Annotated in this window: 11 protein-coding genes; 9 read left to right on the top strand and 2 right to left on the bottom strand. The window is 58.9% G+C overall.

The window, feature by feature from the left end; translation table 11 throughout:
* Positions 1–75 precede the first annotated feature (75 nt).
* Entirely contained in the window at positions 76–1,260 is a 1,185-nt protein-coding gene (gene rssB, locus BLU71_RS03720) for a two-component system response regulator RssB (RefSeq protein ID WP_083352317.1), read from the top strand.
* Positions 1,257–1,739, top strand: a complete 483-nt coding sequence (gene rssC / locus BLU71_RS03725) for an anti-sigma factor antagonist RssC (protein ID WP_003226553.1) — start codon at positions 1,257–1,259, stop codon at positions 1,737–1,739. Before rssB ends, rssC begins: the two co-directional genes overlap by 4 nt.
* A 120-nt stretch (positions 1,740–1,859) precedes the next feature.
* Here the strand turns inward: rssC and tal are convergent, their stop codons facing one another.
* Positions 1,860–2,786, bottom strand: a complete 927-nt coding sequence (gene tal / locus BLU71_RS03730) for a transaldolase (RefSeq protein ID WP_041477315.1) — start codon at positions 2,784–2,786, stop codon at positions 1,860–1,862.
* 202 nt (positions 2,787–2,988) lie between these two features.
* On the bottom strand, positions 2,989–3,945 hold the full coding sequence (locus BLU71_RS03735) for a cellulase family glycosylhydrolase (protein WP_083352318.1): 957 nt from the start codon (positions 3,943–3,945) through the stop codon (positions 2,989–2,991).
* Between the two features lie 289 nt (positions 3,946–4,234).
* On the opposite strand from BLU71_RS03735, the gene BLU71_RS03740 reads away from it, so the two are divergent.
* From BLU71_RS03740 to BLU71_RS03770, 7 genes are read left to right on the top strand one after another with little or no spacing between them, the layout of a single operon-like run.
* Positions 4,235–4,675 carry a low molecular weight protein-tyrosine-phosphatase gene (locus BLU71_RS03740; RefSeq protein ID WP_016775466.1) on the top strand — a complete coding sequence of 147 codons (441 nt, stop codon included), beginning with the start codon at positions 4,235–4,237 and terminating at the stop codon, positions 4,673–4,675.
* A gap of 39 nt (positions 4,676–4,714) precedes the next feature.
* Positions 4,715–6,937 carry a polysaccharide biosynthesis tyrosine autokinase gene (locus BLU71_RS03745; RefSeq protein ID WP_064361420.1) on the top strand — a complete coding sequence of 741 codons (2,223 nt, stop codon included), beginning with the start codon at positions 4,715–4,717 and terminating at the stop codon, positions 6,935–6,937.
* Positions 6,938–6,977: 40 nt separating this feature from the next.
* Positions 6,978–8,060: a glycosyltransferase gene (locus BLU71_RS03750; RefSeq protein WP_065615892.1), complete on the top strand. Its 1,083-nt coding sequence runs from the start codon at positions 6,978–6,980 to the stop codon at positions 8,058–8,060.
* 15 nt (positions 8,061–8,075) lie between these two features.
* The gene (locus BLU71_RS03755; protein ID WP_083352319.1) at positions 8,076–9,188 is read left to right on the top strand and encodes a polysaccharide pyruvyl transferase family protein; all 1,113 of its coding nucleotides are present in this window, start codon (positions 8,076–8,078) and stop codon (positions 9,186–9,188) included.
* Positions 9,185–10,417: a phosphoribosylaminoimidazole carboxylase gene (locus tag BLU71_RS03760; RefSeq protein ID WP_083352320.1), complete on the top strand. Its 1,233-nt coding sequence runs from the start codon at positions 9,185–9,187 to the stop codon at positions 10,415–10,417. The genes BLU71_RS03755 and BLU71_RS03760 overlap by 4 nt, the downstream gene beginning before the upstream one ends.
* On the top strand, positions 10,408–11,511 hold the full coding sequence (locus BLU71_RS03765; protein WP_024013616.1) for a hypothetical protein: 1,104 nt from the start codon (positions 10,408–10,410) through the stop codon (positions 11,509–11,511). Before BLU71_RS03760 ends, BLU71_RS03765 begins: the two co-directional genes overlap by 10 nt.
* 12 nt (positions 11,512–11,523) lie before the next feature.
* Positions 11,524–12,573 (top strand): acyltransferase family protein, encoded by a 1,050-nt coding sequence (locus BLU71_RS03770; RefSeq protein ID WP_083352321.1) that lies wholly within the window; start codon positions 11,524–11,526, stop codon positions 12,571–12,573.
* Positions 12,574–12,697: the final 124 nt, after the last annotated feature.

Here is a 12,697-nt window from a genome sequence, read left to right on the forward strand (position 1 = left end):
AAGCGAATCCAGTAGTCTGCGCGGGGCCGTTGCCCCGCTCACTACGCCAACCTAATTCTGGCGCCGTTTGCCCACATGCCAAAAACCAGTGCCACGCTGCTGATAATCGATGATGACGAGGTAGTGCGCGCGAGCCTCGCGGCCTATCTGGAAGACAGTGGTTTCAGCGTCCTGCAGGCCGGCAACGGTCAACAGGGTCTTCAGGTATTCGAGCAAGACGAGCCCGATCTGGTGATCTGCGATCTGCGCATGCCGCAGATGGGCGGTCTCGAACTGATTCGTCAGGTCACCGAGCGCTCGCCGCAAACGCCGGTGATCGTGGTCTCGGGTGCCGGGGTGATGAACGACGCGGTCGAGGCCCTGCGCCTCGGCGCGGCAGATTACCTGATCAAGCCTCTCGAAGATCTGGCTGTGCTCGAGCACTCTGTGCGCCGGGCCCTGGATCGTGCGCGGCTGCTACTGGAAAACCAGCGTTACCGCGAGAAGCTGGAAAAGGCCAACCGCGAGCTCGAAGCCAGCCTGAACCTGCTCCAGGAAGACCAGAACGCCGGTCGCCAGGTGCAGATGAACATGCTGCCGGACAGCCCGTGGAGCATCGACGAATTCAACTTTGCCCACCTGATCATCCCGTCGTTGTACCTGTCGGGTGATTTTGTCGACTATTTCCGCGTCGACGAGCGTCGGGTCGCGTTCTACCTGGCGGATGTTTCCGGGCATGGCGCGTCATCAGCCTTCGTCACTGTGCTGTTGAAGTTCATGACCACGCGTCTGCTCTTCGAATCGAAACGCAGCGGTACCTTGCCGGAGTTCAAGCCTTCGGAAGTGCTCGGTCATATCAACCGGGGGCTGATCAGTTGTAAGCTGGGTAAACACGTCACAATGGTCGGTGGAGTCATCGACGAGGAGACCGGTTTGTTGACCTATAGCATCGGCGGCCATCTGCCGTTGCCTGTGTTGTACACGCCTGACAGTGTTCGTTATCTCGAAGGTCGTGGTCTGCCGGTGGGGCTGTTCAATGAAGCCACCTACGAAGACCACGTGCTTGAGCTGCCGCCGACGTTCAGCCTGACGCTGATGTCTGATGGCATTCTGGACCTTTTGCCGGAAGCAACGCTCAAAGAAAAAGAGGCTGCTTTGCCCGAACGGGTGAAGTCAGCGGGCGGCAGCCTGGATGGTCTGCGGCAAGTGTTTGGTTTGGCCACGCTAGGGGAGATGCCGGATGATATCGCCCTGTTGGTGTTGAGCAGGAATCTTCAATGAGTACCGGTAGAATCCAGTTCGCCGAGCAGGACGGCACCTTCGTCCTGAAGTTCGTCGGTGAAGTTCGCCTGACCCTGTGTTCGGCGTTGGATGCGACTATTGAGAAAATCTTCACCGCGCTGAACTTCAACGCGATCGTGATCGATTTGACCGAAACCCGCAGCATCGACAGCACCACCCTCGGCCTGCTGGCCAAACTGTCGATCCTGTCGCGGCAGAAGGTCGGTCTGTTGCCGACGGTTGTCACCACCCACGAAGACATCACCCGGCTATTGCAGTCGATGGGCTTCGAGCAGGTGTTCAACATCGTCAACCACCCGGTGCCGTGCCCGGAGTGCCTGGACGACCTGCCGGATCAGGATCAGTCGGAAGAGGTGGTGCGCATCAAAGTGCTGGAAGCGCACAAGATTCTCATGGGCCTGAACGATTCCAATCGTGAGGCGTTTCATGATCTGGTGAATGCCCTCGAAAGACACTGATGGCCTGTGGCGAGGGAGCAAGCTCCCTCGCCACAGGTGACTGGCTGACAGCGAATTGCGTGTACACAAAAAAGGGCGAACCCTCTCAGGTTCGCCCTTTTTGCATTCTCTAAACTCAAATCACAGCTTGGCCTGCAGCAACGCTTCCAGCTTCTCCTGGTCGCGTGCGAACTGACGGATGCCTTCAGCCAGTTTCTCGGTGGCCATCGCGTCTTCGTTGGACAACCAGCGGAATTGCGCTTCGTTGAGGCTCAGACGCGCTTCCCCGGCGTTGCCCGGTGCCAGTTTGCGTTCCAGCTTGCCGGTGTCGGCGGCGAGTTTTTCCAGCAGTTCCGGGCTGATGGTCAGGCGATCGCAGCCGGCCAGTTGCTCGATCTGGTTGATGTTGCGGAAGCTCGCGCCCATGACCACGGTCTTGTAATCATTGGCCTTGTAGTAGTTGTAGATGCGCGTCACCGACTGCACGCCCGGATCATCGGCACCGGTGTAGTCGTTACCGTTGGCCTTCTTGTACCAGTCGTAGATGCGGCCCACGAACGGCGAAATCAGGAAGACACCGGCGTCGGCGCAGGCGGCGGCCTGGGCGAAGGAGAACAGCAGGGTCAGGTTGGTCTGGATGCCTTCTTTCTCGAGGATCTCGGCGGCGCGGATACCTTCCCAGGTCGAGGCGATCTTGATCAGCACGCGGTCGCGGCCGACGCCAGCCTTGTCGTACAGCTCGATCAGGCGGTGTGCACGCTTGAGGATCGCGTCCTGGTCGAAGGACAGGCGCGCATCCACTTCAGTGGAAATGCGGCCAGGAACCACGTTGAGGATTTCCTTGCCCACTGCGACGCCGAAACGGTCGCTGGCCAGGCCGACATCGCCCTTGCAGTCGCGGACGCAATCGTTCAGCAGTTCGGCGTAACCGTGAATCGCCGAGGCCTTGAGCAGCAGGGAAGGGTTGGTGGTGGCGTCGACCGGTTTGACCCGGGCGATCGCTTCGAAGTCGCCGGTGTCGGCAACCACGGTGGTGAACTGTTTGAGTTGTTCCAGCTTGGAAGTCATGGGCGTGCTCTATCCTATGGGTCTGAAGACATTACCCGAGCGCTGACGGGCACTCAAGGGTGCATTCGTGGATCGATGGCCCCTGCGGCAACAACCTGAAAACGATTGTTTGAAAGGCGGGGCGCGGGGTCGATGAATACGATGCCAAAACAGCCCACAGGTTCAAAGCAACCGACCTGTGAACAGACCGGTTGCCCAAGCCCTACTCAGCGTTCAACAAACCTTCCACGGACAACCGTGCCGGTTTTGGCTGACCGTCGGAAGTGAGAAAGCCGAAGTTCTTCTCGCGATCATTGCTGCCTGAATCACTGTTGCGCCATTCATAGATAGATGTCAGCGGGATATTCAGACGTTTAACGTCAGCGATAAACGCGTTGATCCTGGTCGCCTGCCCCTCAGGCCCGCCGTTGGAGGCGAGGGCCGAAACTCCCCACTCACTGATGACCCCCGGCAGATTGAAGTTCTGCTGGATAAACGTCTGCGCGTTGCTGATCTGCGTAGCGGTCATGCCGTAAGGGTGATAGGACACCGCGTTGAGGCATTTGGGGTAATCGCTGACGATGCTTTTCAGCGCCACCGTTGAGGCAGAACCGGCGCTTGGCGGCCGGGCGAAGCCGAAACCGACGCGCGGTGTCGTCTGCGTCTGGCCTTCGAAGGCCTTGCACATACCTGCCATGAACGGCACGAACGTGGTGTCGAAATTGCGGGTTGGCCAGTAGGTTTCCAGATCCGGCTCGTTCCAGATTTCGATCGCGACCAATTGCGAACTCCAGGATTTTTCCAGCCCGGTCACGGCGTTGGCAAACGTAGCACCGGCTGCGTTCAGTTCAGCGGGCGAAGTCGCGGGCAATGCCTTGATTGCGCGCACGGTCAGCAGCACCGGCAGTCCGGCGGAAGCAGCGGCGGCGAAGGCGTCGCTGACCTGTTTCTGATAAGCCTTGGCGGTGAGGCTGTCGCTCCACACGCCGAAGCGCACAAAGCTGAAACCTGCCGCTTTGATCTGCGCGGCATCGGCAGCGGTAAAGCTCTGGATCTTCACCTGAACGCCGATGGTTTTCGCTGGAAGGTTGGGGAACAGCTCACTGGCATGAACCTGACTGGTGGCACCGATTGCCATCAGGACGAGGGCGGCGAGTTTATTGCGCTGTGCTGATTTCATGTCTGCTCTCCTGAAGAGAATGACAACTACGAATATTTATCCCGTTACTCAATTTCCGATAACGATGATGGCACTAAGTGCGTGAATGTTATTTTTTGTCAGGAAAACAGCAACTGAAAATCACAGTTATTTTTAGTCCGCTAATTGTGGTTGGGGCGGCTTAAAACGCTGTGGTACTTAATGTTCCTGTACTAACAGGGCGAAGCTATTTCTGAGTGCAGGAAAGTCGTGGGGGTTCATTAACTTTCACGGCATGTTGGCTGTTTGATATTACACAGGAAAGCAAGACTTGTTCAAAAAGATCCTCGTTGTCTGCGTGGGCAATATATGCCGAAGTCCGACGGCTGAACTGCTGCTGCGCAACGCGCTGGGCCCGTCCGCCATCACGGTGTCCTCCGCCGGCCTGTCCGCCCGCGTGGGCGAGGGCGTCGAAGCCTCGGCGCGGCAGGTTCTCGAAGAACACGGGCACTGCGCCGAGGCTTTCAAGGCGCGGCAACTGACTTCGGACATCGTCAATGACTCGGATTTGATCCTGGTCATGGAAAAGGCCCACGTCAATCAAGTGCTGAAGATTGCCTCGCACGCCAGAGGCAAAGTGTTTCTGCTCGGCAAATGGCAGAGCGAGCGCGAAATACATGACCCGTATCGTCAAGGCAAGGCCGCTTTTATTCATGCCCACGCATTGATTGAAGATGCTGTTAGTTCATGGGCAAAGCGTCTCGGGCATTGATGAATATTCTTCAGAACAGTGAATGGTAAGAACAGACTTATGCAGTTACCGTCCGTAATCGGCTCCCGCGACAATGATCAAGACAGTATTGATCTGCTCGGCATCTTTGGCAGCCTGATCGACCAGAAGTGGCTGATCGGCGCGCTGACCGGTGCCTTCATGGTCACTGGCGTCGCCTATGCGGTGCTGGCGACGCCGGTGTATCTGGCGAACGCGCTGGTGCAGGTCGAACCGAAAAAGAACGACATGCTCGGTTTCTCCGACCTCAACAGCATGCTCGGTGGGCAATCGCCATCGGTGACCGAAATCGGCATCATCAAATCCCGCGCGGTAATCGGCAAAACCGTTGATGACCTGCGCCTGGATATCGACGTCACTCCCAACACGTTTCCGTTGATCGGCGGCTTTCTTTCGCGGCGCTATCGCGGCGAAAGCGAGACCAGCGTAGCGCCGCCGCGCTTCGGTCTGAGCAGTTATGCCTGGGGCGGTGAGCGTCTGGAGTTCACACGGCTGGAATTGCCGAAAGACCTGCTCGGCAAGAAACTCACCCTGATCGCCGGCGAGCAACAGCGCTTCCAGTTGTTCGATGAGAACGACAATCTGCTCGCCGAAGGTGTGGCCGGTGAAGCGTTTGCCAACGACGGTGTAGAAGGGCAGATCGCGCAACTGGCGGCCAACCCCGGTACGCGTTTTCAAGTGGTGCGCAATCCACGGATCGTGACCATTCAGGGCTATCAGGACGCACTGGATATTTCCGAGCAAGGCAAGGAGTCGGGGATCATTCGTCTGGCGCTGGCCAGCTCCGACGCTGGCGAAGCGGTGAAGATTCTCAACAAGATCGCCTCGCTCTACGTCGAGCAAAACGTGCGCCGCACCTCGGCGGAGGCCGCGCAAAGCCTGGCGTTCCTGCAGAGTCAGTTGCCGCAGGTCAAACGCGATCTGGCCAAGGCCAGCGACGCCTTGAATGCCTACCAGACCCATGGCAAGACCGTGAATATCTCGCTGGAAACCCAGTCGGTGCTGGGCCAGTCGGTGGCGCTGGAAACGCGCATTTCCGAACTGAAAATGCAGCAGGCCGAGCTTGATCGCAAGTTCACCAAACAGCACCCGGCTTATCGAGCCCTGATGACGCAGATCGGCGAGCTGACCCAACAGCAGAAATCCCTCGAAGGCAAGGTTCAGGACCTGCCCGCCACCCAGCAGGAATTGCTCAACCTGACCCGCGACGTTGAAGTGGCCTCGCAGATCTACACGCAGTTGCTGAACAAATCCCAGGAACTGGACATCGTCCGCGCCGGGGCCGTTGGCAATGTGCGTTTGATCGACACCGCTGACGTCGACCTGACGAGCCCGATCAAACCGAAGAAACCGCTGATCGTGCTGATCGCGACGTTGCTCGGTGCGTTCGTCGGCGTGGCCCTGGTGTTGCTGCGCAAATCCCTCAGTCGAGGCCTCGAAGGCCCGGAGGGCATCGAGCAGTTGGGCCTGCCGGTTTATGCGTCGATTCCCTACAGTGCCTTGCAGGAGGAAGAGGACAGTAAAAAGGGCCGCGCCCGCGATGGCGTTGATAAACCGGCCTACTTGCTGGCGCTGCGCAATCCGACCGATCTGTCGATCGAATCGATCCGCAGCCTGCGCACGTGCCTGCACTTTGCCGGGCTCGACTCGACCAACAACCGCATCATGATTTCCGGGCCGAGCCCGCAGGTCGGCAAGACTTTTGTCTCGTCCAACCTCGCGGCGGTCATGGCCCTGAGCGGCCAGCGCGTGGTGCTGATCGACGCCGACATGCGCAAAGGGCACCTGCACAAAACCCTCAACACTCCGATCAGCAACGGTCTGTCCGACCTGCTGGTCAAGCGCTGCACCCTCGAGCAGGCGATCAACACTGTCGAGATCGACAACCTGCATTTCATCAGCCGGGGACAGGTGCCGCCCAATCCTTCCGAGTTGCTGATGCACGCCAACTTCCGTGAGCTGCTGGCGCAACTCAGCGAGCGCTATGACCTGGTGATCATCGACACGCCGCCACTGCTGGCGGTGACCGATGCCGCCATCGTCGGTCGTGAGGCCGGCATCAGCCTGATCGTCACCCGCTTCGGCGTGAACCCGGCCAAAGAAATCGAACTGACCATTCGCCGCTTCGCCCAGAACGGCATCGAGTTGAAAGGCGCGGTGTTCAACGGCGTCGAGAAGCGTGCCGCGAGCTATTACGGCGGCACTGGCTATTACAACTACGAATACGCGTCCGACAAATCCTGATGGTTGCCGATTGTTCTTTCCTGTTTGAAGTGGGTGAGCTGTGAAAAAAATACTGCACGTGGCAGAGACGATCAAAGGTGGCGTGGCGACGGTGATCCGCACGATTTCGGCATCGCCCGAAGACGACGCGGCGAATTATCAACTGGTCTATCTGGTCCCGGAGGATCAGGCCAAAGAACTGCACGGCATCGCCCCGCAGCAGGTGCGCACCTTCCCGCGCAGTGGTCGTAACGTGACGTCGCTGCTGCGTTTCGCCTGGCGCCTGAGCCAGGTGCTGCTCAAGGAAAAACCCGACATCGTGCACCTGCACAGCACTTTTTCCGGGGTGATTGGCCGTTGTGTCTGCGTGCTGTTGCGGCCGTGGCGCAAGCCGAAAATCGTCTACTGCCCGCACGCGTTTTCGTTTCTGATGGAAAGCTCGCCGACCAAGCAGAAGATCTACGCGTGGATCGAACGGGTGCTGCAGAAAGTCACCGACGTGATCATCTGCGTCAGCCAGTACGAACTCGACAAAGCTGCGCGCTTCGGCATCGAGCGCAAGCGCATGAAGCTGATCTACAACGGCATTCACCACAAGGACGAGGCGCCGAAGCGTGCTGGCGCCGAGCCGATTCATCTGCTGTTTGTCGGACGCCTGGACTATCAGAAAGGCTTCGACGTGCTGCTCAAGGCCTACGCCAAGGTCAATCGCAACGACCTGAAACTCACCGTGGTCGGCAGTGCGGTCAACGAGGATTCGGTGGAGTGCCCGCCGATGGATTCGGTCGAGTACCTGCCTTGGGTGACCCCGAGCGAAGTGCAGGCGCTGTATCAGAAGGCCGATGCGCTGATCGTGCCCAGTCGCTGGGAAGGCTTCGCCATGGTGCCGCTGGAAGGCATGGCCATGGGGCTGCCGGTGATTGCCAGCAACTGCACCTCGCTGCCGGAACTGGTCACCAATGAAGTGTCCGGCTACGTCTTTCCGTCCGGCGACCACCAGGCGCTGGCCGACGTGTTGACGATCATCCAGAAACCGCGCCTGCTCGACCTCGGCAACGAAGGCCGGAGCATTGTCCGCGAACGCTTCAGCGCCGCATTGATGATCCGCCAGACCTACGACCTGTATCACGCTCCCACTTATTAAGTAGAACTCAAGCTTATGAACGTAACGATTTTGCATGGCTACAGTGCGTCCAACTCCGGTGACGGTCTGCTTGTCGATCTGGCCATTGCTCTGGTGCAGCGTAACTTCGGTGACGACACCGCGATCAATGTCGTGGCGTCCGATCCCGAGTCGTTCAGCTACCTGCCGCACCCGCGTTTCGATGCGCCGGTGATGGCGGCCAAAGGCCTGGGCCGGGTCAAGCAAGCGGTGTTTCTCAATCAGTCCTACGCCGGGCTCGCCGAGCTGCTGAAGAAGACCGATCTGATCGTCGGTGTCGGCGGTGGTTACATGCGTTCGAAGAGCGCGTTCGAGCACATCAAGCTGAAGCTCGGCCACGCCAAGCAACTGGAAACGGCGATCCTCAGCAAGGTGCCGTCGGTGTACCTGCCGCAGAGCATTGGCCCGTTCCATGGCGAGAGCAACAAGATTGTTGAGCATTACGCCAGCGCCGATGCGGTGTTCGTGCGCGACAACCGCTCCTCGGCGATTTTCGACGCTTGCGAAAACGTCTATCGCGCGCCGGACCTAGCGGTGCAATCGCTGGCAGGCAAGATTCTTCAGCAACCGAAATTCACCCGCTGCGCCGCCTCGCCGACGACAGTGTGCGTGGTGCTGCGCAAGCCGCCGGAGTGGAGCAAAGAAAAGAAGGTCGCCTACGTGGCCAACCTGAAACTGCTGCTGCAGCGTCTGAAGAACAAAAGCAAAGTGGTCTGCGCCGTGCAAAGCGCGGTGCGTGGCAACGATGACGGTGCGTTCTACCGCGAGCTGGGCATCAACGAAGACCTGCTCTCGCTGAAGGCAACCATCGCCAAATATCAACCGGACCTGGTGATCTCGGTGCGTCTGCACGGCGCCATCGAATCGCTGCTCTCCGGCGTGCCGGCGTACCACATCAGCTACGAGCGCAAAGGCTTTGGCGCCTATCAGGACATGGGCGTCGAGGACTGGGTGATCAATGGCGGCGACATCAACGTCGATACCATCATCAACACCGTTTACGCACCGAATGCGCTGGCGGATTTCGGCAAGCGTCTGACCGACACCTGCCGCGAGATCGAGGCGAAAACCGTGGCCATGGACGAGATCATCAAGGGTGTCGTTCGATGATATTTCGGCTGTTGCTTCGCGGCGGAGCGTTGGGCGCGAAGTTCTTGCTGGTGTTGGCCATCACCCATTACCTCGGTTACGAGGCACTGGGTTTTTACGGCGTGGTGGTCGCGGCGTCGCTGATCGCTTCGAAGTTCTACAGCGTCGGCTTCAGTTCCGAAATCAACCGTTTGATCAGCGTCGGCGGCAGTTCGCGGCGGGTGGTCGACAAAGTCCTGCTGCTGTACCTGGCAGTGGGGCTGTTGTTGTCGGTGCTGACCGTGCTGATCTATTCGCTGTTTCAGTCGGTGGAAGCAACCGCCACGTTGGTCCTTTGCGTGACCCTGGTGCTGCTCACCGAGCACCTGTCGTTCGAAATCAATTCCTTTGTGTTCTCCGCACAGAAAGCCACCGCCGGTGCCTTGCTGTTCTTCATCAAGACCGGCCTTTGGGCCATGTTGGCGGTCGGCGGCATGATGCTCGGCTGGGTCGCGGGCATCGCCAGCGTCTTGTGGCTGTGGGTCGCCGCCAACGTGCTGGTGATCATCGCCGGATACCTGATCGTGGTGAACGTGCACAAGGGTCGCGAGGCAGCGGTGCTGGACACCGCGACGGTGTGGAAGGCCGGGTTGCCGTTCTATCTCGGCACCGGTCTGATCGCCCTGAGTCAGTACGCCGAACGCTTTCTGATCATCGATCTGGAACCCTACGCCAGCCTCGGAAAATATGTCTACGCGTGGTCGGCGGCCAACACGTTGCAGGCGTTGTCGTATGCAGTAGTGGCGGTGGTCGGCATCCCGGTGCTGGCCAAGCGTTTTCAGGCGGATCAGCAGGCGTTCACGGTCAGGCAACTGTTCGTGAATAAATGGGTCATGCGCTCGCTGGTGGTCTCCGCGGTTGTGGCCGTGGCGATCTATGTGTTTTTCAACCTGGTGCTCGATTACGTCGCCAGCAGCGTGCCGCGTCCGGATAACGCTCTCCTCGCGGTGCTGATTTTTTCCTTCGCCTTGCGTGCAATCGGCGACATCGTCTGGGGCGGTTTGATTGCCTCGAAGAACAGTCGGGTGTCGCTGGCCAGCGCGGCCCTCTGTCTGCTGATTTCGGTGCCGGTCAGTTACATGCTGATCAAGCATTACTCAATCTATGGCGCGGCGTGGGGCAACGTCTTTGCCATCGTCGTGCAGCTTGCTGTGATTGCAGTGTTGACCCGTGTCACCGGCGCGAAAAAGGCTGCGCTGTCATGGGCCTGAAACTGCCGCGCATCGAATTTCGCGGGCGCAAATTCGATTCGTCGATTTCCTTCCTGATTCTGTTCACCGGGCTGTTCCTGTCAGTGGCGATGCCGCTGCTGGTGCCACGCGACCCGGGGCCGGATGCGATGACCTTGTGGTCGTCCTATGCGCGCGCGGACAACTGCAATTTCTGGAACCCGTTCTCGCCGGATCGTTCGTCCTACGAGTGTTCGGCGTTCCTGCTGCGGCCCACCGGGATCAACCTGACCAATGCCTGGGCCTACGGCATGTTCTGCAATTTCTTCCTCACCGCAATTCCGGTGGTGGTGTTCCGGCGCATGCCGCTGACCATCTTCGGCACCCTGTGTCTGTGGGGCATCGTGCGTTCGTTTTTCCTCGAGAACCTGACCAAGGAAATCATCGTCTCGGTGGCGGTGTTGAGCATTCTGCTCAGCGCATTGACGCGCAAGTATCGCGGCGGGTTTTTTCTCTCGGCGGTGATTTATGGCGTGCTGATCCGGCCGTACTGGATTCTGTTTTCGCTGTCGTGGGTCGGCGTCTGTGTGATGAAAAAGTACGTGTCGCGCTTCACCTTCTTTCTGATGCTGTTCCTGTTTTATCTGGCGGTGGCCATGGCCATTCAGCTGGCGCTGGGCTTTCCCGTGTCGTCGATTCGCGCGAGCAACAACGAACTGCGCACGGCAGGCGAGGAGGGTTCGAAGTCGCTGATCGTCTCGTGGCTCAGCGGCAGCGACTTCGTCTCCCAGGCGCTGGACTCGATGATCATTTTCTTCCGCCTGTCGTTCCCTGTGGAGCTGATTCTGCTGTCCGGGCCGGGGCAGGTGATCTTCGTCGCGCTGATGATCATGACCGCGCTGCTGCTGTTCAAAGTCATCACGTCGACCGACTACAAGGGCGCGCCGATCCAGACCAAACCCAAGGAGCTGATCGCGATTCCGCTGGCATTCCTGTTGGTGCAAGGCTTGTTCGAGCCGGACTTCGGCTCCTTCGCCCGACATTTCTCGATGGTCGTGCCGGTATTGTTCGTCGGCCTGGGATTGATGCTGCGCGCGAACAAACCGGCGCAGGTCGAATCACGCATTCTCACTTAAGGCAGGTGCTCTATGTCGAGCAAGAAAAAATCCCTGGAGATCGAAACCCTGCGCGGCCTGGCGTGCTTGCTGCTGGTGCTCTATCACGTCATCGGTCCGTTGGGCGGCGGCTTGAAGATCGACATCGGCTCGCCGTTCCGGGTCATCGCCGACTCGATGGTGTACGTGCGCATGCCGCTGTTCACCTTTATCTCCGGCTACATCTATGCGATCTACAAGATTCGCGGCAATGACTTTTCCGCGTTCTTTAGCGGCAAGGTGCGTCGGTTGATCGTGCCACTGCTGTGCGTCGGCGTGCCGTTTTCGGTGCTGCAAGCGGTGGGGCCGGGGGTGAACAAGGACGTCGGCGTGATCGATGCGCTGTTGTCGTTCTGGGTGCCGATCAACCACTTCTGGTTCCTGCAGGCGGTGTTCATCATTTTCATCTTCGTCGGCTTGCTGGAATGGCGCGGCCTGCTGCGTTCAGCGACGCGGTTGTATGGATTGTTTGCGTTTGCGGCGGTGTTGTTCCTGCTGCCGCCGTTGCCGCTGGATGCGTTCGGCATCAACGGTGCGATATACCTGCTACCGTTTTTCGTCGCGGGGATGATTGGCCAGGAAAATGTCGATGTTTTGAAGCAGCGCTTCAAGGTGCTCGGGCCGCTGCTGTTTGTGCTGATTTCGCTCACGTTGCTGTATGTCGCGGCGATCGATCGTGAGCTGATTGTCGATCGTCGCAGTGTGATCGGTCTGACGGTGGGGTGTGTGTCTTGCATCGCCTTGCTGTCCAGTGACATGCGCTCGAAAGCGCTGACCTGGCTGGGCGGATATTCCTATGCGATTTTCCTGTTTCATGTGCTGTTCGCGGCGACCTCGCGGTTTGTGCTGGGACGCATGGGCGTGAAAGATGAAAGCTTGCTGGTGCTCGGTGGTTTGAGCAGCGGTTTGCTCGGGCCGGTGTTGTTGGCGATGGTGTTCAGTCGGTTCAACTTCACCTCGGTGTTGTTCCTTGGCGAGCGCGCGGCGAAGAAGAAACCGTTGGTGCCCGTCACCCCCGTGGTACACACGCAATCATCCCTGTAGGAGCTGACGAGTGAAACGAGGCTGCGATCTTTTGATCTTTTGTCGTGGCTTGCGAAGATCAAAAGATCGCAGCCTCGTTGCACTCGTCAGCTCCTACAGTGGATCCGTGCAAGTCACACATCCT

It is taken from the genome of Pseudomonas moraviensis, assembly GCF_900105805.1.
Lineage (GTDB): Bacteria > Pseudomonadota > Gammaproteobacteria > Pseudomonadales > Pseudomonadaceae > Aquipseudomonas > Aquipseudomonas moraviensis_A.